This window comes from Streptomyces sp. NPDC048420, assembly GCF_040651535.1.
Lineage (GTDB): Bacteria > Actinomycetota > Actinomycetes > Streptomycetales > Streptomycetaceae > Streptomyces.
This window is the reverse complement of the sequence record NZ_JBEZKG010000013.1, coordinates 290,458-313,733: the sequence shown is the minus strand read 5'-3', so window position 1 is coordinate 313,733 and position 23,276 is coordinate 290,458. Positions and strand designations below refer to the sequence as shown.

The following is a 23,276-nucleotide window of genomic DNA, read 5'->3' as shown; positions in this document are numbered from 1 at the left end:
CCGCCACTTCATCGGAGGTCCTGGCATGTCATCCGAACCGACAGTCTCTTCAGGAGTCCCGCAGCCCGACGAGGAGCAGCGTCTGCGGGAACTCGGCTACCGGCCCGTGCTCGCCCGGCGCATGGGCGGCTTCGGCAACTTCGCGATCAGCTTCTCGGTGATCTCGATCCTGTCCGGCTGTATGACCCTGTACGGCTTCGGCATGGGCGCGGGCGGCCCCGCGGTGATGCTGTGGGGCTGGGCGGGCGTCGGGCTGTTCGTGCTGTGCGTGGGACTCGCGCTGGCGGAGGTCACCAGCGCCTATCCGACGTCCGGCGCCCTGTACTACATGGCGGACCGGCTCGGCGGGCGGCGCTGGGGCTGGTACACGGGCTGGCTGAACCTGCTCGGTCTGCTCGGCGCGATCGCCGGCATCGACTACGGAGCCGCCCTGTTCGCGGGCGCGTTCGCCAACCTCCAGTGGGGCTTCGAGCCGACACCGGAGAAGACCATGCTGATCTTCGTGGCGATCCTGTTACTGCACGCCGTGCTGAACCTGTTCGGCGTCCGGCTGGTCTCCGTGCTCAACTCGATCAGCGTGTGGTGGCACCTCGCCGGTGTCGCGGTCATCGTCGGCGCCCTGTGGATCGTCCCGGACAGCCACCAGTCGCCGTCCTTCGTGTTCACCGAGTTCGTCAACGACACCGGCTGGCACAACCCCGTCTACGTGGCCGCGATCGGCCTGCTCCTCGCGCAGTACACCTTCTCCGGCTACGACGCCTCCGCGCACCTGTCCGAGGAGACCTCCAACGCCTCGGTGTCGGCGGCGAAGGGCATCGTCCGCTCCATCTGGGTGTCCTGGATCGCCGGGTTCGTGCTGCTCGCGGGGCTCACCTTCGCGATCCAGGACTACGACGCCACGCGGGCCAGCGCGACCGGGGTGCCGCCCGCGCAGATCCTGCTCGACGGCCTCGGCACGGACGGGGCGAGCGCGCTGCTCGTCGTGGTGATCGTGGCGCAGCTGTTCTGCGGCAACGCCGAGGTGGCCGCGGCCAGCCGGATGGTGTTCGCGTTCAGCCGGGACAAGGCCCTGCCGGGTTCGGCGCTCTGGCGGAAGGTCAGCGCACGTACGCAGACGCCGGTGGCGGCCGTCTGGCTGTCGGTCGTGGTCGCCGGTGTGCTGGCGCTGCCCTCGCTGTACTCGGCGACCGCCTACGGCGCGGTGACCGCGATCAACGTCATCGGGATCACGCCCGCGTACGCCATCCCCGTACTGCTGCGGTTGCGCGCGGGGAGTCGTTTTCAGCCGGGTCCGTGGAGCCTGGGCCGGTGGAGCAAGCCCATCGGATGGACTGCTGTGGTGTGGGTGGCGTGTGTGACGGTGCTGTTCTGTCTGCCGCAGGCCTCGCCGGTGACGGTGGACACGATGAACTACGCGTCCGTGGCCCTGGCGGTCGTACTGCTCCTCGCCACGGTGTGGTGGTTCGTCGCCCGGCGTTCGTACGGAACGCCCACGAGCGCCGCGTACTCCGACCGGGAACAGGCCGAACTCGCCGAGGGCATCGTCTGAAACCCCGCCATCCGGCGCGAGGCCAGGTACGAACTCCTGTGCCGGATACGGCAGGATGAGCGGTCGCGTCGGCCACGGAACCTTCACACGGCCGACGCGACCGCACATCCCGCAATTTCGAACAGGTGGCAACGTGACGGCATTTCAACGGGATCTCACCATGGACGACATGGTCGGCGCCGGCATCGCCGTGGTCGCGGGCCTGGTGGCGGCTTTCCTGCTGCGCATGCTGCTCAAGTGGCTGGGCAAGCACGCGGACCGCACCAAGTGGGGCGGTGACGACGTCCTCGTGGCCGCGCTGCGGACCGTGGTGCCCTCGGCGGCGGTCGCGGGCGGCATCGCCGTCGCCGCGGCGGCGCTGCCGCTGACGTCGGCGGTGCAGCACACCGTCAACCAGGTCCTGACCGTGCTGCTGATCTTCGTCGTGACGGTGGCGGCGGCGCGGCTGGTCGCGGGGCTCGTGCGGACGGTCACCACGTCCCGCTCCGGGGTCGCCGGTTCGGCCACGATCTTCGTGAACATCACCCGAGTGCTGGTCCTGGCGATCGGCTTCCTGGTGGTGCTCCAGACCCTGGGCATCTCCATAGCGCCCCTGCTCACCGCCCTGGGCGTCGGCGGTCTGGCGGTCGCGCTCGCCCTCCAGGACACCCTCGCCAACCTCTTCGCGGGCATTCACATCCTCGCCTCCAAGACGGTCCAGCCCGGCGACTACATCCGGCTGGCCAGCGGCGAGGAGGGCTACGTCGAGGACATCAACTGGCGCCAGACGACGGTCCGGGCGCTGTCCAACAACCTGATCGTGGTCCCCAACGGTGAGCTCGCCAAGACGAACATGACCAACTTCATGCGTCCCGAGCAGCAGTTGACGATCCTGGTGCAGGTCGGGGTGGCGTACGACAGCGATCTGGACCACGTCGAGCGGGTCACCTGCGAGGTCGTCACCGAGGTCATGACGGAGGTCGAGGGCGCGGTCCCGGAGCACGAACCGCTGGTCCGCTTCCACACTTTCGGCGACTCCCGCATCGGGTTCACGGTCATCCTGGGCGTCGGGGAGTTCAGCGACCAGTTCCGCATCAAGCACGAGTTCATCAAGCAGCTGCACAAGCGCTACCGCGAGGAGGGCATCCGCATTCCGGCACCCACGCGGACCGTGGCGATCCAGCAGGGGTCGGTGTCGATTCCGCAGCAGCGCGGGGCGGAGACCGTGATCGAGCCGGGCGAGGTGTCCTCCGCGCGGCTCGACTAGGTCACACACTTCGGACCGGGCGGGTCTTGAGGAACGGCGTATCGGGCCTGGCGCGTACGGGGCCCCGAACGGCCGGAACGGGCCCTCGGCACCGGCCTGCCAGTCCCCCGCGCCAGGCGCCCGGCACATCGGCACCCGGCGGCTCCGCGAAGCCGTAGCCGTAGCCGCCCGGACCGATCGGGAACACCGGTGCCGCCAGCCGGACCAGCGACAAGAAACCGCACGCCGGTCAGCACCCCCGCCCCAGACGTCCAGCACCTCGACACCCCACGGCTCCACGCAGCCGCAACCCCGCGGACCGTCCGGAGCGATCGGGAACACCGGTGCCGCCGTGGTCGGTTACAGGGTGGCCGAGTTGTCGTGCGGGTCGCTCGGGCGGCTCTGGGGGGTGCGCAGGGTCGATGTCGCCGGGGTCACGGTCCAGTCCGGGTGGCCGGGCATTCTCGGGGTCTTGGTGCCGTAGAGCCAGTCCCGCAGGAAGCCGGACTGGTCGGTGCCGGAAATCTCCGAGGCTACGGCTATGTAGTCGGCGGTCGAGGCCGAGGCGTTGCGGAAGCGCTCCAGGAAGGTGGACTCGATCGCGGCGAAGACCGTCTCGCCGACCTGCCGGCGCAGCGCGTACAGGACGAGCACACCGCCGAGGTAGCGCTGACTGTCGAAGAGGTTGGCCTCGTTGGGGGCGGCGACCGGGCCCGAGGACTTGCGCCACTGGTCGCCGCGCGCGTACGTGTCCTTCATGCGGGCTTCCATGGTGGTGAGGCCGAGGGAGTCGGTCCAGCCGCGCTCGTAGCGGTACAGCAGCCCGTAGAAGTCGGCGTGGCCCTCGTTGAGCCACAGGTCGGCCCACGAGGCGGGGCTCACGCTGTTGCCGAAGTAGGAGTGGACCAGCTCGTGCATCATGTGCGAGCCGATGTTCTTCTCCGCCTGGAGCAGGTAGTTCGGCTTGTACAGGGTGAGGGTCTGGGTCTCCAGGCCGGTGAAGTCGAAGGCGTTCGAGGCGTCGTTGTTGCAGGGCAGCAGGCCGTACGTCTCGAACGGGAAGGCGCCGAGCCGCTGCTCGATCCAGCTCACCAGGTTGGGCGTGAGGGCGAGCGCGGGCTCCAGGGCGGCGGCCCGGGCGGTCGGGACGACATCCCTGAGCGGAAGGCCGTGCGGGCCCTGCCGGTCCTTGATCACATAGTCGCCGACGGTGATCTGTGCGAGTTCCGTGGCCATCGGCTCCCGGGAGCGGTAGCAGTACGCGGTCCGCCCGTCGGCGAGGTCCTCGGTGCGCACCAGGTTGCCGTTCGCGACGCCCCTGAGACCGGCGGGGACGGTGATGCGGAAAGTGAAGTCCGCCTTGTCCGAGGGGTGGTCGTTGCACGGGAACACGGTGTGCGCCGAGTTGGGCTGGGGGCAGATCGCGAAGCCGTCCGGGGTGGGGACCCAGGCGGTGTGGGCGAGCACCGCGCGCGGGTCCGCGGTGTACGTCACGGTCACGGTCGCCGTGGTCCGTGCGGCCAGCGAGGTCACCGGCGTGATACGCAGCTTCTCACCGACCTGCTCCCGAGCGGCCGGGACGCCGTCGAGAAGTACCTCGCGTATGACGAGTCCCAGCGCGTCCAGGGAGAGGCGGCTCAGCTCCTGGGTCGTGGTGATCCGCAGCGTCGCCGTCGCGTCGACCAGCCGGGTCGTGGCGTCGTACGCGAAGTCGAGGTGGTACGCGGAGACCCGGTAGCCGTCGTTGCCGAGGCTCGGGTAGACGGAGTCCCCCAGGGTCTCCGGGCCAGGAGTGGCGGTCGCCGGGTCGGCGTGCGCCGGGGAGTCCAGGGACAGGGCCCCCACCGTGCCGAGCAGAGCTGCCGGGGCCGTCACTCTGGTGCGATATCTCATGGTCCGCTTTCTCTCGGGCGGCCGGCTGGTCGGGTCCGGCCGTCGGAAGGGTGTGATCAACCTGCATGACCACAAGATCGGACGGATGAGTTGCCTCGGAGGATGTGCGGGTTCTCGGACAGCGTGCCCGTACCCCTGTCGAACCGAGGTCGATCACGAGATATCTTGATGTCGAGCAATGTTGCAGACGTGGAGCGGAGCACCCGGTGACTGACTCGACCATCATCTATACGCACACTGACGAGGCCCCGGCCCTGGCGACGTATTCCTTCCTGCCGGTGGTCCAGGCGTACGCCTCGCAGGCGGGTGTCTCCGTGGAGACGCGGGACATCTCGCTGGCCGGGCGCCTGATCGCGGTGTTCCCGGAGTACCTGACCGAGGACCAGCGGATCCCGGACGCCCTGCACGAGCTGGGCGAGCTGGCGAAGACGCCCGAGGCCAACATCATCAAGCTGCCGAACATCTCGGCGTCGATCCCGCAGCTCAAGGCCGCCGTCGCCGAGCTGCAGGCCCAGGGCTACGCGCTGCCGGACTACCCGGACGACCCGAAGACCGACGAGGAGCGGGACATCCAGGCCCGCTACGACAAGGTCAAGGGCTCCGCCGTGAACCCGGTCCTGCGTGAGGGCAACTCCGACCGCCGCGCCCCCGCGTCGGTCAAGAACTACGCCAAGACCCACCCGCACCGCATGGGCGCCTGGTCCTCGGACTCCAAGACCAACGTGGCCACCATGGGCGTGGACGACTTCCGCTCCACCGAGAAGTCCGTCGTGATCTCCGAGGCCGGCTCGCTGCGGATCGAGCTGGTCGGCGACGACGGCTCCACCACGGTGCTGCGCGAGTCCGTACCGGTCCTGGAGGGCGAGGTCGTCGACGCCTCGGTGCTGCACGTGGCTCCGCTGCGGGAGTTCCTCACCGCGCAGATCGCCCGCGCCAAGGCCGAGGACGTGCTGTTCTCCGTGCACCTCAAGGCCACGATGATGAAGGTCTCCGACCCGATCATCTTCGGTCACGTGGTGCGCGCGTTCTTCCCGAAGACCTTCGCGCAGTACGGCCAGACGCTCGCCGCGGCCGGCCTGACCCCGAACGACGGTCTGGGCGGCATCTACAAGGGCCTGGAGTCCCTGCCCGAGGGTGCCGCGATCAAGGCGTCCTTCGACGCCGAGCTCGCCGAGGGCCCGGCGCTCGCGATGGTCGACTCCGACAAGGGCATCACCAACCTGCACGTGCCGTCCGACGTGATCGTCGACGCCTCGATGCCGGCCATGATCCGCACCTCCGGTCACATGTGGGGCCCGGACGGCCAGGAGGCCGACACCCTCGCGGTGCTGCCGGACTCGTCGTACGCCGGTGTCTACCAGGTCGTCGTCGACGACTGCCGGGCCAACGGCGCCTACGACCCCTCCACCATGGGCTCGGTCCCGAACGTCGGCCTCATGGCGCAGAAGGCCGAGGAGTACGGCTCCCACGACAAGACCTTCGAGATCAAGACCACCGGCACGGTCCGCCTCGTCGACCAGGCCGGCAACGTCGTGATCGAGCAGACGGTGTCCGCCGGTGACATCTTCCGCGCCTGCCAGACCAAGGACGCGCCGATCAAGGACTGGGTGAAGCTGGCCGTCACCCGCGCCCGCGCCACCGGCGACCCGGCGGTGTTCTGGCTGGACGAGACCCGTGCGCACGACGCCAACCTGATCGCCAAGGTCAACGCGTACCTGCCGGAGCACGACACCGAGGGCCTGGACATCCGCATCCTCGCTCCGGTCGAGGCGACGAAGCTGTCCGTGGAGCGCATCCGCCGCGGCGAGAACACCATCTCGGTGACGGGCAACGTCCTGCGTGACTACCTGACCGACCTCTTCCCGATCCTGGAGCTGGGCACCAGCGCCAAGATGCTGTCGGTGGTCCCACTGATGGCGGGCGGCGGCCTGTTCGAGACGGGCGCCGGCGGCTCCGCGCCGAAGCACGTGCAGCAGCTGGTCAAGGAGGACTACCTGCGCTGGGACTCCCTCGGTGAGTTCTTCGCGCTGGTGCCGTCGCTGGAGCAGTACGCGACGGCCACGAACAACCCGAAGGCCAAGGTTCTCGCCGACACCCTCGACCGCGCCACGGCGACCTTCCTCAACGAGGACAAGTCCCCGACCCGTCGCGTCGGCGGCATCGACAACCGCGGCAGCCACTTCTACCTGTCCCTGTACTGGGCCCAGGAGCTGGCCTCGCAGACCGACGACGCGGACCTGGCGAAGGCCTTCGCCCCGCTCGCCGAGACCCTCTCCTCGAACGAGCAGAAGATCGTCGACGAGCTGAACGCCGTCCAGGGCAAGCCGGCCGACATCGGCGGCTACTACCAGCCCGACCCGGCCAAGGCGGCGAAGGTCATGCGTCCTTCGACCACGTGGAACGAGGCGCTGGCGTCCCTGAGCTGAAGCGGTCCCGCTGTGTGATCCCGCCCCGGTCGGCAGTTGCCCGGCCGGGGCGGCGTCGTCTCTCCGCCCTCAGGAGAGCGGAGAGACTTCCCCCACGCAATTGCGTGTATCAAATGTCTTAAGCCAACTCATCTCGGGTACAAGCTTGTTGATGGGCTGACGCACTTGCGTGGAGCAATACTCCACCATTTCGGTTGCGAGGGGTGAGGCGATGGCCACGGCTGGGGGGCCCACAGTACGACGGCGTCAACTCGGCGCGGAGTTGCGGCGCCTGCGTGAACTTGCCGCAAAGCGGATCGAGGACGTCGCCACCCACCTCGAGTGCTCCATGTCGAAGATCAGTAGGGTCGAGACGGGGCAGGCCCCGATCAAGGCCCGGGACGTGCGTGACCTGCTCGCATGGTACGGCGTCACCGATCCGGTGCGCATCGAGACCGTCATGCAGATCCACAAGGACGCTCAGCAGCAGGGCTGGTGGACGCACTACGGCGAGGTACTGCCTTCAGGACTGGCCACCTACGCGGGCCTCGAAACCGACGCCCGTGTCCTGCGTTCGTACGAACAGACGGTGGTGCACGGCCTGTTGCAGACCGAGGACTACGCCCGTGAGGTGATCGCCACGGCGAGGCCCAACCAACCGCATGAGACGGAGCAGTTGGTGTCCTTCCGCAAGGAACGCCAGGCCCTGCTCACCCGGCAGCCCGATCCGTTGGAACTGTGGGTGGTGATGGAGGAGAGCGCGTTGCGCCGACCGGTCGGAGGCAAGGAGGTGATGGCCGCGCAGTTGCGGCACCTCGCCGAAATGACGGCCCTGCCGAACGTCACGATCCAGATCATGCCGACGGCCAAGGGCGCCCACGCGGCCTTGGGAGGACCCTTCTCCCTGCTGGAGTTCGAGCCTCACACACCCACGGTCGTCTACGTCGAATCCGCGGCCGGCAACGTCTACCTGGAAAAGGAACGCGACGTCCGCACCTTCATCCAGACCTTCGACCTGCTCCGAGCGGCGGCTCCGGATCCTCACGAGGCGCCCGCCCTGATGGAGAAGCTCACTAGGGAGATACAGAACTCATGAACCCCCAGGACGGTCGCCGTCCGCCGCAGGCCGGTCTCGAGGATGCCGTGTGGCGCAAGAGCAGCCGCAGCAACAACAACGGCGCATGCGTCGAGATCGCCGTTGTCGAGGAGGTGGTCGCGGTCCGGGACACCAAGGACCCGTGCCGACCGTCCCTCGTCTTCTCGTCACGCGAGTGGCGCACGTTCCTCGCGGCGGCCGCCGACGGCCTCCCGCACCAACGCTGAGCGACCGTTCAGGGGGCTGCTCGTGTACGACGTCCTGTCCTCCCAGCCCGTCGCGTCCAGCCCGTTGTACATGACGGACGCCTTTTGGACCGTCGCTGTCACGGTCGTCTTCGGATGCGGCGGGATCTGGACCGCGTTCCGCACGACTCACCCCCGACGCAGGCTCACCTGCACGGTGAGCCATGCGCCGTTGGTGCGGGGCCCCGTGGACGACAGCCTGGAAATCCGTCGCAACGGCACCCCGCTGACCGACCCGCACCTCGTGACGGTGGTGCTGACGAACCCCGGGAGACGGGACATAGGCAGCACCGACTTCGACCGTGCCCAACCGTTCCGCGTCCGGCTGGCCGTGCCCTACGCGGCGTTGCTGGACACCGAGTCCCAGCCCAGCGACGACCAGGCGCCGACGGGTCACATAGAGGGCACCGAGCTCCACATAGGTCCCGGACGCCTCGGCTCCGGGACTACGGCCACCTACCACGTGCTGGTCGACACGCTCCCCACTCCCGACTGCCGCCACTCGCTGCTGGACGTCCGGGTCCAGTGCACGACAGCGCCGGCATCGCGCGGCATCTCCCGTACCGTCCCCCTCGTCCGTCCCTGAACACGGTGGAACAGCTCATGCCCCTTGCCGCGCCGCCCTTCGCGTTCCTGCCCGGCGCCGCCGCGTCTCCCGTGATCCTGCACGTTCCGCACTCCGCGCGCGAGATTCCGGCCGACGTACGGGCGGGGATCGTCCTGGACGACCGCGCGCTGGAGCGGGAGCTCGATCACATCGTCGACGCGCACACGTCCGAGCTCGCCGCGGAGGCGGCTCGGTCGGCCCGGGTGGTTCCCTGGCGGTTCGTGAACCGGCTGTCCAGGCTCGTCGTCGACCCCGAGCGGTTTCCGGACGAGCGGGAGGAGATGCTCGCCGTGGGCATGGGGGCCGTGTACACGCGGACCACGCACCGGGAGGAGCTGCGGCCCGCGGAGACCGACCCCCAGCCGCTGATCGCGCGCTACTTCCGGCCGTACGCCCGGGCCATGACCGAGGCCGTGGCCCAGCGGCTGGCCGTCGTCGGGCGGGCCGTGATCATCGATGTGCACTCCTATCCCAGCGCGCCGCTGCCCTATGAGCTGCACGGCGAGGGGCCGAGGCCGGCCGTCTGTCTCGGTACCGATCCCTTCCACACCCCGCCCGGGCTGGTCGCCGCGGCGAGGGAAGCGTTCGGCGACGTCGGCATGGACAGTCCGTTCAGCGGGACATACGTACCGCTGGAGTTCTACGGCCGTGATCCCCGGGTGAGTGCCCTGATGGTGGAGATCCGGCGGGACACGTACATGACCGAGCCGGGCGGGCCCGCCGGACCGGGGATCCACACCCTCGCCCGGGCCCTCGCCGCTCTCGTGGACGCCCTGGACTGACCTCCGCCTGGAGGACTCCCGCGCGACACCCGCCCGGGCTGCGGTGAGGGTGGGTGGCATGACCGAGGAGACCACCACGCTCGCGGAGCCGACCCCGCCGCCGGTGAGGGACTGGCCCGCGCTGGATCTGACCGGGCCGGAGTTCGACCCGGTGCTCGCGGAGCTGATGCGCGAGGGGCCGCTCACCCGGATCCGGCTGCCGCACGGCGAGGGGTGGGCGTGGCCGGCCACCCGCTACGAGGACGTCAGGGCGATCACGAACGATCCGCGGTTCAGCCGCGCCGAGGTGACATGCCGTCAAGTCACCCGGCTCGCACCGCATTTCAAGCCGCGGCCCGGTTCGCTCGCCTTCGCCGACCAGCCCGACCACAACCGGCTGCGCAAGGCGGTCGCCGGGGCGTTCACCGTGGCCGCGATGAAACGCCTGCGGCCCCGGGCGCAGGAGATGCTCGACGGGCTGGTCGACGGGCTCGTACAGGAGGGGCCGCCCGCGGAGCTCGTCGAGCGGGTGCTCGAACCCTTCCCCATCTCCGTCGTCAGCGAGGTGATGGGGGTGCCCGCCGCCGACCGGGACCAGGTGCACACCTGGACCCGGCAGATCATCTCCACCTCCGGCGGGGCCGAGGCCGCCGAGAGGGCCAAGAACAGGCTGTACGGCTGGATCACGGACACCGTCCGGGCCCGCGCCCACAGCACGGGCGACGACGTGTACTCGCTGCTCGGAGCCGCCGTGGCGGGCGGCGAGATCGGCGAGACGGAGGCCGTCGGGCTCGCCGGGCCGCTGCAGATCGACGGCGAGGCCGTCACCCACAACTGCGGCCAGATGCTGTACCTGTTGCTGACGCGGCCCGAGCTGATGGAGCGCATGCGTGACCAGCCGGAGGCGCGCGCCACCGCCCTCGACGAGTTGCTGCGGTACATCCCGCACCGCACCTCGGTCGGGCTCGCCCGGATCGCCCTGGAGGACGTCGACCTGCACGGGCTGCGGATCAGCGCGGGCGACGCCGTGTACGTCTCCTATCTCGCCGCCAACCGCGACCCGGACGTCTTCCCCGACCCGGACCGTATCGATCCCGACCGGGACCTGAACCCGCACCTGGCCTTCGGCAACGGCTCGCACTACTGCACGGGCGCCGTACTGGCCCGGCTGCAGACCGAGCTCATGATCGGCACGCTGCTCGACCGGCTGCCGGGACTGCGGCTCGCGGTTCCGGCCGACGAGGGCCGCTGGCGCCGGAAGACGATGATCCGCGGGCCGCAGACCTTGCCCGTCCTGTGGTGAGCGTGCGGTTCAGACGGTCAGCCAGTCGGTGACGATCACTCCTTCGCCGGTCCGCAGCCGCAGCGCGAAGGGGCCGGCGGGGGACGCCTCGTAGGTGAAGCGGCCCATGTCGTCGGTGGTGAGGGGGGAGCCCGCCTGGGGACCGCTGAGCACCTCGATCCGGGCCGACTGGGGCGGCAGCACCTGCCCCATCAGGCCCTGCGGGGTGAGTTCGACGTCGACCGTCACCTCGCCCGCGTGGAAGGTCAGCATCCGCGGCGTCCCCGTCGCTCCCCTGACCGGAAGGGCGTCCACCACCGAGTCGAAGGACAACTCGGCGATCCGGCTGTCCAGGTCGTGCAGCGCGAACGCCTCCACGGCGATCTGCCGCAGGGTGGGCGGTACCGGGTCCAGGATGGCCGCGGCCTGCCGGAGCTCCTCCTCCAGGAGTTCGAGGGCGAACTCCTCGTCGGGCAGCGCCTCTTCGCCGAAGTCGAGGACGTCGTCGCCGAGGTCGTCGTTCATGTCGCTCATACCGCCCCCCGGGCTTCGAGCCGCGCCCGCAGCCGCCTCAGGCAGCGCTGGCGCAGTGGTCCGATGCTGCCCACCGCGATGCCCAGAGCGGCGGACACCTCCTGGTAGCCGGGCTTCGGCGAGGCCATCAGGATGCGCAGCAACTGCCTGCAGCGCTCGCCGAGTTCCTCGAACTCCTGCCACAGGTACCGGACGCGCTCGCTCTGGGCGGCGGCCTCCTCGGAGTCGATGAACGACTGCTCGGGCGTACGGTCCTCGCTGATCCGGTCCAGGAGCTGCGGATCGTCGGTGACGGTGAGCCGCCTCAAGCTCTTGAGCACCTTCAGGCACTCGTGGCGCGCGGTGCTCGCCAGCCACGACTTGGCCTTGTCGGGTTCGCGGATGCGCCCGAGGTGCTGGGCGAAGCGGAACCACACGGTCTGGTACACCTCGTGCGCGTCGGCGTCGGAGAGCCGGTGCGAGCGCACCACGGCCCACACCAGTGGGCTCAGCCCTTCCACGAGCGCCTTCCAGGCCGCCGCGTCACCGTCGACGGCGGACTGGACCAGCGCACCGACATCTGCTCGGTCCACGGTCCCACCCCTCGTGTACGGCAAGTCATCGTACGCCGTGGAAGGGACCACTCCAGCCGTCATGCGCCGACAGGGCGCTGCACGACCGGCACCGGACGCCAGCCGGCCGGCTTGAGCGCCGGTACGTGCGCCCCGCGCACTTCGGCGAACTGAGAGTTGGCGGCGAGCAGTTGCTGACGGGCGGCGCGCGGGTCGGTCTCCTTGTTCGCCGTCATGTGGGCGGCGACCATGCCCGCGGCGACCGGGGTGGCGAAGGAGGTGCCGCTCCAGTGCGCGTATCCCTCGAACATGACCTGGTCCGGCTTGGCCGTGGTGCCGTCCTCGCTCAACACGCCGACGTGGGACGGGGACTGGCAGGTGCACACGTAGGTGAAGCCGTACCGGCATGCCTCGTAGGTGGAGTGCTGGTACGCGTACGGCACCGGCGCGTCGAAGCCGGTGAGGGCGCTGGTGAGGCGCTCGCCGGGGGCGTAGACCTTCACCCACGGGCCGTGGTTGCTGAAGCAGGCGCCGAACTCGCCGTCACCGCGCAGCGCGCCGACCGACAGGACGACGTCCCGGTATTCGGGCAGGTCGGCGTAGGCGGCGGGCCAGAAGGAACTGGCGCTGGCGTTGTTGCCGGCCGCGGCGACCAGGAGGGTGCCCTGGGCGCGCAGTTCCTCCATGAACGCGTCCATGCCGAGGAGGCCGTCGGTACGGCCGTTGGAGGTGCCCGCGGAGAGGCTGATGATGTCCGGCCAGCCACCGGCGACGGCCTCGAAGAGCTTCTCGCCGAGCTCGGACTCCAGGATGGCGCCCGCGTCGTTGAGGGTGTTGCGGACGGTGATGTCCGTGTTGGGTGCGACGGCCGCGAGAACACCGGCGATGAACGTGCCGTGGCCGACGTACTGGAGAAGGTTGCCGTCGGGGTCCTTCTCGGTGCCGTGCAGGTCGCCCTGGACGTGGGCGAGCAGCGGGACCAGGGCGTGGTCGTGGGTGAGGCCGTTGTCGACGACCAGGACACCGACCGCGGTGCCCGAGTCGTAACCGGCCTCGGCGGGCGCCGGGTTGGTGCCCTGGGTGAGCGCGGCGGGCACGGGTTCGTCACCGGGGCAGGAGTTCACCGCGATCGACACCACGTGGTTACGGCTGACCAGTCGCCGTCCGGTGTGTCCCTCGCGCTCGCTCAGGGCGCGCAGGGCGTTGGTGACCGCGCGGTCGCCGCGCCGGTCGCCGTGGCCGGGGTCGCCGACCTTGATGCGGGTGATGCCCGAGCGGTTGGTCTCGGGGCTGTCCCGCTGCACGTACTCGCCCACCAGGCCGGTCGCCTCGGTGAAGTGGGTGCGCACGGTGTCCTCGACGAGCCGTGCCTCGGCGCCGTCCCGGGCGAGGACCACGCCCTTCTCGTAGATGAACTCCGAGGCGTCGTCGGGTCCCAGGGCCAGCGGGACGTCGGGCATGGAGCGTTGGATCTGGTCGAACTGCTCGTGGAATCGCTGAGGTGCCATGGCGTGTCCTCCCACTGAGGCGGCGGTCGTCAGTCAGAGCCGCGGAACCGGTGATTGATACAGCGCCAAACCGGTGTGGCCTGCCACCTGGGCCACTACCATCCTTTGGGTGACAGCGGGAAGCGACCAGGTTCTCGAACTGCTGCCGATGGTGTTCGCCGCCCCCAACCAGGCGTTGGCGAGGGCAGAGGAAGTACTCGGCTCGGATCCCTCACCGCTGCACGCCTCCGTCGCCCACCAGGTGATCGGCATCTGGCAGCGGGACTGGGGCGACATGCGCATCGCCCTGGACCATCTGCGCCGGGCCCGCGATCTCGGCGCGCGCTCGGAGTCGGCCGACCGGGAGGCGGACGCGTTGGCCGCGCTCGGGGTGGCGCTGGTGCACGCGGGGCGTACCCGGCAGGGTCTGGAGTCGCTGGAGCGGGGCGTCGCGGTCAGCAGCGGGCATACCAGGGCGCAGGTCCTGTTCCGGCGGGCGTACGCCTCGTGGGTGCTGGGGCATCACCGGGCGGCCCTTGAGGACGTACGGCGGGCGGTTCCGGTGCTGCGGCAGGCGGACGACGTGATCTGGACCGCGCGGGCGCTGACCCTGCGGGCCACCGTGCATCTGGCGCTCGGGGCGGTGGAGCGGGCGGACGCCGACTTCACGGCGGCGGAGGCGCTGTGGGACACCACGGGCCAGGAGCACGACAAGGCCGACGCGGTGGAGAGCCGGGGTCTTGCCGCGTACCGGTCGGGGGACATTCCGGTCGCGCTGCGGCTGCTCGACGAGGCGCAGGAGCGGTACGCCAAGCTCGGCACGCCGATGTTCATGCTCAACATCCGTCGCTGCGAGGTCCTGATGGCCGCCGGGCTCGCCCCGGAGGCGCTCGCCGAGGCGGACGCGGCGATCGGGGTGCTGGACAAGATCGGCGGGCAGTCGACCCGTAAGGCGGAACTGCTGCTCGCCGCCGCGCGGGCGGCCCGGCTCGCGGGGGACGCGCACACCGCGATCGCGCGTGCCGACATGGCCGTACGTCTGTTCGCGGGGCAGCGGCGGACGTGGTGGGAGACGCATGCGCGTCTGGTGCTGATCGAGGCGCGGGTCGCGGCCGGGCGTGGTTCGGGGCGGCTGGTCGCGGACGCGGCCGCGGTGGCCGACCGGCTGGCCTCCTTCGGCGCGCCCGCCGCCCCGGAGGCTTCGCTGCTCGCGGGCCGGATCGCCCTCGATCTGGGCTGGCGGGAGGACGCGCAGCGGCATCTGGAGGTCGCCGCCCGCAGCCGGCACAGCGGGCCGCCGCTGGCGCGGATGACGGGCTGGGCTGCGCGGGCGCTGTGGGCGCGGGCCGTGGGCTCCGACCGGCGGGTCCTCGAGGCCTGTCGGCGGGGTCTGGACGTGCTCGACGACCACCGTACGACCCTGGGCGCCTCGGAGCTCAGGGCGCGGGCCACCACACAGGGCGCGGAACTCGCCGGTCTCGCCGCGCGGGCCTCGCTCGCCTCGGGTGGGCCGCGGCGGCTGCTGGTGTGGAGCGAGCGCTGGCGGGCCACCGTGCTGTCCGCGCCGCCGACCCGTCCGCCGGCCGACCCCGCGCTGCTCAGCGGGCTGACCGCGTTCCGGGAGATCGCGGCGCGTGCGGAGGCGGCCCGGATGGAGGGGCGCCCGGTGCCGACGCTGGAGCGTGAACAGCGGCGCCTGGAACGGGAGATCCGCTCCCGCACCCTGCACATGCGGGGCGACGCGCCCGGGGACGGCTACCGGTTCGACCCCGGCAGGCTGCTGGAACGGCTCGGTGACGACGTACGACTGGTCGAACTCGCCGTGCTCGACGGGCGCGTTCAGGTGCTGCTGTGCGGGCAGGGGCGGGTGCGGCGGTTCGAGGGCGGGCTGCTGGCGGACGCCGAGCGCGAGGCGGAGCATGTCCAGGCGGGGCTGCGGCGGCTGGCGCATCCGGGGGCGGAGGCACGGCTTCCGGTGGTGGAGGCCGCCGGGCGGCGCCTTGAGGAGCTGCTGCTCGGGCCCGCCGCGGGGCAGCTCGGTTCCGGGCCTGTCGTGGTGGTGCCGCCGGGGCGGCTGCACCGGGTGCCGTGGGCGTTGCTGCCGTCGCTGCGGGAGCGGGTGTTCAGCGTGTCGCCGTCGTCGAGCAGTTGGCTGCGCGCGCTGGACACCGTTCCGCCGCCGGGCGCGGGGCAGGTGCTGGTGCGCGGGCCGGGACTTGCGACCGGGGGTGCCGAGGTGCCGGAACTGGCCGGGCGCTACGGCTCCGCGACCGTCCTGGAGTACGACGACGCGCGCGTGGAGCGGGTGTTGGAGGAACTGGACGGGGCCGCGCTGGCGCACATCGCCGCGCATGGCACGTTCCGTGCGGACAGTCCGCTGTTCTCCTCGCTGCGGATGGCGGACGGGCCGCTCATCGTCCACGACTTCGAACGCCTGGACCGCAGTCCGTACCGGATCATCCTGTCCTGCTGTGACACCGCCCGGTTCGCGTCGGTCGGGGCGGACGAACTGCTGGGCCTGGTCACCGCGTTGCTGCCGCTGGGTACGGCTGGCGTGGTGGCCTGCAGTGCACCGGTCAACGACGAGGCGGTGGTGCCGTTGATGCTCGCACTGCACAAGGGGCTCAGTACGGGGTTGTCGATGGCGGAGGCGTTGCGGGACGCGCGGGGTGCGCTGCCGGGGGACTCGGTGCATCGGGCGACGGGGTGGGCGTTCTCGGCGTTCGGGGCGGCGTGACAGGGCTGTTCACCGGTGACGTGATGCGTGGGGCGGCCTGACCCCTCCCCCGAATACTGGGGGTCAGACCGCCCCGGTCCGGTGTGCGGCTCAGGCCGGCTGCGCCTCCGGCAGCTCCACCAGGCACGGGAGCGCGTCGCGGTCGCTCGCGCCGAGGCGGGCGTACGCGCTGTAAAGGTGGTTGCCGACGGTCCGGATCGACAGGGTGAGCTTCTCCGCGATCTGGCGGTTGCTCAGGCCCGCGGCGGCGAGGGTGACGATCTGCCGCTGGCGGGCGGTGAGTTCACCGAGGACGAGCCCTGACAGGGCCGGGGTGCGGGCGCCCTGGCAGCGGCGGGCCAGGGCGACGGCACGGGTGCGCGAGGTGCGGGCGGCGCTCGGGTCGCGGTGCGCCCGCACGGCGTGGGCGTACGCCTCCGCCGCGAAGAGCAGGAACCCGCGCTGCTCCAGGGCCTGTGCGGCACGGTCGAGCGCAGGACCGTCGCCACGGGCGAGCGCTTCCGCGTGCGCGGCGAACACACCGGTCAGCCGACCGACGGCCCGGTCGGGCGCACCGAGCCGGACGGCGTCGTACGGCTCCTCGACGACGGTGTCGAGCGCGGCATCGAGATCACCGCGGGCGGCGGCGCGCCAGGTGGCGGCCGAGTTGGCTGCGCCGCTGGGGCGGGGTGAGGTGGCGGGCTCGGCAGAGGGCGCGGGGAGTCGGTCGCCGGAGATCCCGGTGCGGGACGGGACGAGTCGGTTGCCGCCGGATTCGGATTCAGGCGGAGCGACTTGGTCACCACCGCGCCCGACAGCCGACGCGGCAGGTCGGTCGGTGTCCGGCAACGCCGGGAGCCACCACGCGGCACCTTCGACCAACTCCGCAGCATCCGGCTCCGCCGCAGCCTCAGGCGCGGTGGGTTCACCCTCGTCGGTCCCCGCCCTGGCCTCCGCGAGCTCCGTGTCCCCCGACTGCGCCGCGGCCAGGGTGAGTTCGAGACGGCAGGCTGTGTCATCTGCAGCAACCCGCAGACCCTCCCTCGCCCAGGCCGCGGCCTCCCGCAGTTCCCCCCGCAGGCGTGCGAACCGTGCTCGTACGGCGGCGTGGCGGGGCGGGACTCCGGCGCCCTCGTCCAGGAGCCACTCCCCCACCGGGGCCGGGAGAGCCCGTACGTCCTTCTCGGCGATCGCCCGGGTCAGCGTGGCCGTCTCGGTCTCCAGGGCGGCCGTGCAGGCTGCCGGGGTGCGGGCCAGACGACGGGACCGCAGGCGTCCGGCGGCGGCGCGGAGCACCGGGCCGTGCAGGGGGTGGGCGAGGCCGGCCGTGCCGTGGTCGTCGACGTGGACCAGGCCGTCGGCCTCCAGGGATTCGAGGGCGGACAGGTCGAGCGTGTCGGCGTGCATCCGGAGCGGTTCGCCGAACGCCAGGCGTTCCAGGGTCTCGCGCTCACCGGGACCGGTGCGGTCGAGGAGACGCGCGGTGCGCTCGCGGACGGTCGCGGTGACCGGCACCGGGCCCCGCCACCGCCACTCGGCGGAGTCCGGGCCGGGGCCGCGGACCAGCAGGCCCTGCTCGCGCACCGCGTCGACCAGTTCGCGCAGCAGCCGCAGATCACCCCCGCACAGGCGGTACAGCCGGTTCACGGTGAGGGCTTCGAGGCCGCCGGCGCCCGCCGCGAGCAGCTGTGCCGTCTCCTCGCGGGGCAGCGGCTCCAGGGCGAGGCGCGGCAGGAGCTCTCCGGACCACAGGCGGGAGATCGCACCGGGTGTCGGGACTCCTTCGGTGGCGACGACCAGGAGGCGGGTAGGGCCGTGCACCGCAAGCTGGTGGACTAGGGCGGCCGAGGCGTCGTCCAGCAGCTGGGCGTCGTCGACGAGCAACAGCCGTACGCCTGAGAGGAGTTGGACCGCGCGGTGCAAGGTGACCGTCTCGGGGAGTAGGTGCGCGAAGGCGGCGAACGGGAGACCCCGGGTCCCGGGTGTGCCCGACACCCTGGCGCAGTCGGTACCGCGCACGGCCTCCGTGACGAGCCGCGTCTTGCCCCGCCCCGCCGGACCGGTCACCACGATGCCGTTCCGTCCCCCGGCCACCGACCTGCGGACCAGCTCGAGTTCGTCCTCCCGGCCGGTGAAGGGCCAGGGCAGCTCCAGGGTCTTCGCGTCCCGTTCGAAAGTCATCACGGAAGCAAGAGCACCGCTACTCAGGTCTGATACAGCAAGACTTGAGTAGCCCCCGACTCAGGCGCCCCGAGGTGCCCCGACGGCACGCTGAACCGCATGACCGCACGCTACTGCTCCCTCGCGCAGCAGTCGGCTCCGGCGTTCGCCCCGGGGCTGGCCGCCGAGCGGCTGAGTGCGCTCATCGGCGGCGGCCGGATGTGGGTCAACAGCACGGTCCTGCACTACTGCTTCTTCGACGGCGACACCGACGGATCGGTCATTCCTGTTCCGGGGACCGGGCAGTCCCGGCTCGTGTCGTGGGTCGGTGCCAAGGAGCAGCGGGACGTGGTGCGCGAGTGCTTCAAGGAGTGGCAGGACCTCGGGATCGGGGTCCGGTTCGCCGAGGTCGGCGACCGTTCGGAGGCCGAACTGCGCATCGGGTTCCAGGCCGGCGACGGCTCCTGGTCGACGGTGGGCAAGGACGCGCTCAAGGTCGGCCTGAACGAGCGCACCATGAACTTCGGCTGGGACCTGACCGCGCCCGGGGAGCGCGGGACGGCCCTGCACGAGATCGGGCACGCGCTCGGCATGCTGCACGAGCACCAGAGTCCGTTCGCCGGGATCCACTGGGACGACGAGGCCGTCTACGCCGATCTGGCGGGCCCGCCGAACTTCTGGAGCCGGGACCGGACGTTCTTCAACATCCTGCGCAAGCTGGCACCGGACGAGGTCAACGGCTCCGTCTGGGACCCGCAGTCGATCATGGAGTATCCCTTCGAGGCGGGGCTGATCCTGGAACCGGAGCAGTTCCGCGCGGGCCTCAACCCGCCCGGCACCCTGTCGGCCGCCGACAAGGAGTACGTCCTGCGCTGGTACCCGCCGACCGAGCAGGTCCGGCCGCCGGCGCTGGTGCCCTTCCGGTCCGTACCGCTCGGGCTCGGTCCGGGTGAGCAGGCCGACTTCACCGTGGAACCGTCGGAGACCCGCGAGTACACGGTGGGCACCTTCGGCGACGGTGACACCGTCGTGGTGGTCTTCGAGGAGCGGGACGGGGAAGCCCGCTACCTGTGCGGCCACGACGACGGGGGCACTCCGCGCAACACAACGCTCAGGGCCCGTCTCGTCAAGGGCCGCCGCTACTTCGTCCGTGTGCGCCTGTACTCCGCGTGGGGTTCGGGGGAAACCGCGGTCATGTGCTGGTGACCCAGCACGCACAGACCGCACACGGACGAGGCTGGACCACTGTCCGGCGCCGGGGGAATGGTCGGTGCTCGTCGCCTTCGGGGGAGGGAGACGAGCACCGGCCACGCGGCGTTCGGCGAGGAGTTCCGGCTGCGAGAGTGGGGGCATGCTGATCGTTCTCGGCGGACTGCCCGCCACCGGCAAGACCACCCTCGCCCGGCTGCTGGCGTCCAGGACGGGCGGGGTCCGGCTGCGGATCGACACCATCGAGCAGGCGGTCGTCCGCTCCGGACTGGCCCGGCATCCCGTGGGCCCGGTGGGCTATGTCGTGGGGTACGCCCTGGCCGAGGAGCAGCTGCGGCAGGGCCACATCGTGATCGCCGAGTCGGTCAATCCGCTGGCCGTGACGCGTGACGCGTGACGCCTGGCGCGACGCCGCCGTACGGGCCGGTGTGCCCGTCCTGGAGGTCGAGATCGTCTGCTCCGACCCGCACGAGCACCGGCGCCGCGCGCGGTCACGTGCGGTGGACATCCCCGACCTGCCGCTGCCCGACTGGGAACAGATCGCCGGGCTCGACTACGAGCCGTGGAACCGGGATCGCCTGGTCGTCGACACCGCCGGGCAGGAGCCGGAAGCCTCCCTCGCCCCGCTGGTCGAGGCCGTCCTCACGGCAGGGTGCGGGTGAAGACGACCCGGGGGCGGCCTGGGCCGTCGTAGTCCTCGACCAGGCGGTCCTGGAAGCCGAGGCTGCGGTGGAAGGCGATGGAGCCCGCGTTGGCGGGCGAGGTGATCGCCTTGAGGCGGACCGCGCCCTGGCGGCGGGCGGCGGCGGTGAATGCCTCGTAGAGGGTACGACCGAGGCCGGTGCCGCGGGTGTCGTCGCGGGTCGCGATCAGGTGGACGTATCCGGTGTGGTCGGGGGTGACGAAGCCGATGAGGTAGCCCCGGATGCCGTCCTCGGCGCGGGCGACCAGGCACGTGGAGCCGAACTCCCGGACCAGCGCGGTCAGATGGAGTGATCTCAGATCGCGCTCGCCCCAGTAGCGGGCATGGTCCGCCAGGACCTGGTGGAGGTCGCTGACATCGGCGCGGTCGATACGGACAGCCATGCGCCGATCATGGCACGGGGTCTGCCGGGTACCGGTGGCGGGCGGTCCGCGCTGCCTCGACGGTTGCGTGCCGCCGCCACGGCGGTCACGCCTCCAGGAGCCTGCGCTTCTGCTCCTCGAACTCGGCCTCGGTGAGCACTCCTTGGGTCTTCAGCTCGCCGAGCTGCTTCAGCTGTTCGATCTTGGCGGTCATGTCGGGGGCCGGAGGAGCCGCCGGCTGTTCGGAGTAGGACGCCGACGGGGGCGGGGGCGCCTGGGATGCCTGCTGGGCCGCCCATCGCCCCTGCTGCCGGCGGTTCACACGGTTCGACACGGCGGTCGCCGTTCCGGCGACGACGGCGGTGCGCGCGACCCCGCGGAGGAGACCTGGCATGACTGTTTCCCTTCGATCCATCAGCCGTCTGTCAGCTGTCCGTCGGTGTCATCGGCCGTTGTCGGCTCAGTCGGCGGTCTCGGTCGCGTCGAGGGCCGCGACGAGCGCGGGCACCGGGATCCGTCCGGAGGCGACCATCCGGGCCCCGCCGCGGCGCAGGGCGGCGGCGAAGGGTGCGGCCCACCGGTTCTCGTAGAGCAGGATGCCTGCCGAGCAGCCGGGTTCCAGCGCCTTGGCGGCTTCGTCGATGTCGTCCTGGCCGAGGAGCCCTGACGAGGCTCCCTCGAAGACGGCGAGGTCGAGCCGGCCGTCGCCGGTGAAGTCGGTGATCTCCATGCCGGTCACCGAGCCGTCGTCGTCCTTCCTGACGAAGACCAGGTCCAGGATCCGGATGATTCCCCGGTCCACGAGATCGACGAGGAGGGGAAGGCCCTCGCCCGTCATCCGGTTACCGGGGAACTCGACGACCAGATAGTCGACGGGGCCCACGTCTTCGAATTCGTCGCTCACGGCGTCACCTCTGGTGCTCGTGGCTGCTTCCCCCGAGTGGCTGTCGCCCCCGGAGCTCTCCCGACTCGTCGCCCCCGGAGCTCCGCTGACCCCATTGCATCACCGGAGCGTGGCCCTCGCACCTCGGTGCGCTGTTCACCCGCCCAGGTCACCCGGCTGGCGCGCTCCACGGCAGTTATCTGTGCTGGTCACCATGAGCGCTAGTGGTGACGAACAGCTCTCGGCCAATGAGCGCGGTGAACTGGCCGAACTGCGGCAGCGGGTCCATGCCCTGGAGAGCGGCGGACCGCCCCACGCGGCGCGGCACCACCCGTTCCGCTCGCTCGGTTCGGTCCTGCTGATCCTTCTGGCCGCGCTGCTGGCGATGCTGTCCGTCGTGGCGGTGTGGGCGAACAGCATCGTCCAGGACACCGACCGCTACGTGGAGACCGTCGGCCCGCTGGCGAGCGACCCGGATGTGCAGAAGGCGGCCACCAACCGGATCACCGCCGCCGTACTGGCCCAGGTCGACGTGGACGCGCTGGTCAAACAGCTCACCGACGCGGCCTCGGCGAAAGGTGTGCCACCGCAGGCGGCCAAGTTGATCAGCAATCTGGACGGCCCGATCGAGAGTGGCCTCAAGCAGCTGGTCAGCGGCACGGTGGAGCGGGTGGTCACCAGCAATGCCTTCGAGACGGTCTGGGTGAACGGCAACCGCAGGGCGCACGCGGCGCTGGACAAGGCCCTGACCGGCCAGTCCGACGCCACGGTCAAGGTGGAGAACAACAAGGTCGTCGTCGACCTGGGCCCGATCGTCGCCGAGGTCAAGGACCGGCTGGTCGCCGCCGGCTTCACGCCCGCCGCCAGGATCCCGGCCGTCCACACGAACTTCGTGGTGTTCGCGTCGAAGGACGTCGGCGAGATCAGGTCCTATGTGAGGGTGCTGGAGATCCTCGGGGGCTGGCTGCCCGTCATCGCACTGCTGATCGCGGCCGCGGGGGTGTATGTGGCGTTCAACCGCCGGCACGCGCTGATCGGGGCTGCCCTGGCGGTGTTCGCCGCCATGCTGGTCCTCGGCATCGGCCTCACCGTCTTCCGCGACGTCTACCTCGATCATCTGCCGTCCGGCGTCTCCGAGGCCGCCGCGGGATCCGTGTACGACGCCCTGGTCAAGTTCCTGCGGGCCGGTATCCGTGCCCTCGCCGCGGTCGCCCTGTTCACGGCCGTCGGCGCCTTCCTCGCCGGCCCGTCCCGGATCGCCGTCGTCACCCGCACGGGCTGCCGCAGGAGCATCGGCGCGCTGCGCGACGTGACGACCTCGGCGGGCCTTCGGCTCGGGGCGGTCGGTCGGTTCGTCCATCGCTTCAAGCGCTGGATCGGAGTGGTCATCCTGGTGGTCGCGGCGATCGTCCTGTTCACCTGGACCTACCCCACCACGGCGGTCGTGGTGTGGACGGCGGTGATCACGTTGGCGGCCTTCGCGATCCGCGAGTTCCTGGACCACGACGGCTCCACCCCGTCCTCCGGCGCGGACGCCGGGGCCGCCGCCGCGCACTGACTCGGCTCGCCGGGTGCCTGCGTCGGGGATACGTTGAAAGCGGTAGACCG

The 23,276-nt window shown here is 71.0% G+C and carries 19 protein-coding genes and 1 pseudogene; 12 read left to right on the top strand and 8 right to left on the bottom strand.

Annotated features, from left to right (window positions below; genetic code table 11):
- Positions 1 to 25: 25 nt before the first annotated feature.
- Both AB0D34_RS26275 and AB0D34_RS26270 read left to right on the top strand, forming a co-directional pair.
- A complete protein-coding gene (locus AB0D34_RS26275; RefSeq protein ID WP_362665369.1) occupies positions 26 to 1,549 on the top strand; it encodes an amino acid permease in 1,524 nt (507 codons plus the stop codon).
- A 160-nt stretch (positions 1,550 to 1,709) separates the two neighbouring features.
- Positions 1,710 to 2,795: a mechanosensitive ion channel family protein gene (locus AB0D34_RS26270; protein ID WP_362665447.1), complete on the top strand. Its 1,086-nt coding sequence runs from the start codon at positions 1,710 to 1,712 to the stop codon at positions 2,793 to 2,795.
- Positions 2,796 to 3,134: 339 nt separating this feature from the next.
- On the opposite strand, the gene AB0D34_RS26265 is transcribed toward AB0D34_RS26270, so the two are convergent.
- The gene (locus AB0D34_RS26265; protein WP_362665367.1) at positions 3,135 to 4,667 is read right to left on the bottom strand and encodes a M1 family metallopeptidase; all 1,533 of its coding nucleotides are present in this window, start codon (positions 4,665 to 4,667) and stop codon (positions 3,135 to 3,137) included.
- Positions 4,668 to 4,873: 206 nt separating this feature from the next.
- Here AB0D34_RS26265 and AB0D34_RS26260 point away from each other — a divergent pair, with 206 nt between their 5' ends.
- From AB0D34_RS26260 to AB0D34_RS26235, 6 genes are all read left to right on the top strand, one after another.
- Positions 4,874 to 7,093 (top strand): NADP-dependent isocitrate dehydrogenase, encoded by a 2,220-nt coding sequence (locus tag AB0D34_RS26260; protein ID WP_362665365.1) that lies wholly within the window; start codon positions 4,874 to 4,876, stop codon positions 7,091 to 7,093.
- A 211-nt stretch (positions 7,094 to 7,304) separates the two neighbouring features.
- Entirely contained in the window at positions 7,305 to 8,168 is an 864-nt protein-coding gene (locus tag AB0D34_RS26255) for a helix-turn-helix transcriptional regulator (protein WP_362665363.1), read from the top strand.
- Positions 8,165 to 8,395 carry a DUF397 domain-containing protein gene (locus AB0D34_RS26250; RefSeq protein ID WP_362665361.1) on the top strand — a complete coding sequence of 77 codons (231 nt, stop codon included), beginning with the start codon at positions 8,165 to 8,167 and terminating at the stop codon, positions 8,393 to 8,395. Before AB0D34_RS26255 ends, AB0D34_RS26250 begins: the two co-directional genes overlap by 4 nt.
- 70 nt (positions 8,396 to 8,465) lie before the next feature.
- A complete protein-coding gene (locus AB0D34_RS26245) occupies positions 8,466 to 8,999 on the top strand; it encodes a hypothetical protein (RefSeq protein ID WP_362665359.1) in 534 nt (177 codons plus the stop codon).
- A gap of 17 nt (positions 9,000 to 9,016) precedes the next feature.
- Positions 9,017 to 9,802, top strand: coding sequence for an N-formylglutamate amidohydrolase (locus tag AB0D34_RS26240; protein WP_362665357.1), 786 nt, complete (start codon positions 9,017 to 9,019; stop codon positions 9,800 to 9,802).
- Positions 9,803 to 9,860: 58 nt separating this feature from the next.
- Entirely contained in the window at positions 9,861 to 11,084 is a 1,224-nt protein-coding gene (locus AB0D34_RS26235) for a cytochrome P450 (protein ID WP_362665355.1), read from the top strand.
- Positions 11,085 to 11,093: 9 nt separating this feature from the next.
- On the opposite strand, the gene AB0D34_RS26230 is transcribed toward AB0D34_RS26235, so the two are convergent.
- The 3 genes from AB0D34_RS26230 to AB0D34_RS26220 are packed head-to-tail and all read right to left on the bottom strand — an operon-like array spanning position 11,094 to position 13,656.
- Positions 11,094 to 11,588: a hypothetical protein gene (locus AB0D34_RS26230; RefSeq protein ID WP_362665445.1), complete on the bottom strand. Its 495-nt coding sequence runs from the start codon at positions 11,586 to 11,588 to the stop codon at positions 11,094 to 11,096.
- A gap of 5 nt (positions 11,589 to 11,593) precedes the next feature.
- Entirely contained in the window at positions 11,594 to 12,169 is a 576-nt protein-coding gene (locus tag AB0D34_RS26225; protein WP_362665353.1) for a sigma-70 family RNA polymerase sigma factor, read from the bottom strand.
- A gap of 59 nt (positions 12,170 to 12,228) precedes the next feature.
- Entirely contained in the window at positions 12,229 to 13,656 is a 1,428-nt protein-coding gene (locus tag AB0D34_RS26220) for a S8/S53 family peptidase (RefSeq protein WP_362665351.1), read from the bottom strand.
- A 148-nt stretch (positions 13,657 to 13,804) separates the two neighbouring features.
- Between AB0D34_RS26220 and AB0D34_RS26215 the strand changes: the two genes are divergently transcribed.
- Positions 13,805 to 16,372 carry a CHAT domain-containing tetratricopeptide repeat protein gene (locus AB0D34_RS26215; RefSeq protein ID WP_362665443.1) on the top strand — a complete coding sequence of 856 codons (2,568 nt, stop codon included), beginning with the start codon at positions 13,805 to 13,807 and terminating at the stop codon, positions 16,370 to 16,372.
- Between the two features lie 90 nt (positions 16,373 to 16,462).
- On the opposite strand, the gene AB0D34_RS26210 is transcribed toward AB0D34_RS26215, so the two are convergent.
- Positions 16,463 to 18,532: a LuxR C-terminal-related transcriptional regulator gene (locus AB0D34_RS26210; RefSeq protein WP_362665349.1), complete on the bottom strand. Its 2,070-nt coding sequence runs from the start codon at positions 18,530 to 18,532 to the stop codon at positions 16,463 to 16,465.
- A 99-nt stretch (positions 18,533 to 18,631) separates the two neighbouring features.
- On the opposite strand from AB0D34_RS26210, the gene AB0D34_RS26205 reads away from it, so the two are divergent.
- Positions 18,632 to 19,717 carry a M12 family metallopeptidase gene (locus AB0D34_RS26205; protein ID WP_362665348.1) on the top strand — a complete coding sequence of 362 codons (1,086 nt, stop codon included), beginning with the start codon at positions 18,632 to 18,634 and terminating at the stop codon, positions 19,715 to 19,717.
- 145 nt (positions 19,718 to 19,862) lie between these two features.
- Positions 19,863 to 20,382 (top strand): annotated as a pseudogene (locus AB0D34_RS26200) (AAA family ATPase).
- Here the strand turns inward: AB0D34_RS26200 and AB0D34_RS26195 are convergent.
- From AB0D34_RS26195 to AB0D34_RS26185, 3 genes are all read right to left on the bottom strand, one after another.
- On the bottom strand, positions 20,363 to 20,806 hold the full coding sequence (locus tag AB0D34_RS26195) for a GNAT family N-acetyltransferase (protein ID WP_362665346.1): 444 nt from the start codon (positions 20,804 to 20,806) through the stop codon (positions 20,363 to 20,365). The pseudogene AB0D34_RS26200 and the gene AB0D34_RS26195 overlap by 20 nt on opposite strands.
- 85 nt (positions 20,807 to 20,891) lie before the next feature.
- Entirely contained in the window at positions 20,892 to 21,179 is a 288-nt protein-coding gene (locus AB0D34_RS26190; RefSeq protein WP_362665344.1) for an SHOCT domain-containing protein, read from the bottom strand.
- 66 nt (positions 21,180 to 21,245) lie between these two features.
- Entirely contained in the window at positions 21,246 to 21,689 is a 444-nt protein-coding gene (locus AB0D34_RS26185; RefSeq protein WP_362665342.1) for a DUF6325 family protein, read from the bottom strand.
- Between the two features lie 193 nt (positions 21,690 to 21,882).
- Here AB0D34_RS26185 and AB0D34_RS26180 point away from each other — a divergent pair, with 193 nt between their 5' ends.
- Positions 21,883 to 23,226 (top strand): hypothetical protein, encoded by a 1,344-nt coding sequence (locus AB0D34_RS26180; RefSeq protein ID WP_362665340.1) that lies wholly within the window; start codon positions 21,883 to 21,885, stop codon positions 23,224 to 23,226.
- Positions 23,227 to 23,276 lie beyond the last annotated feature (50 nt).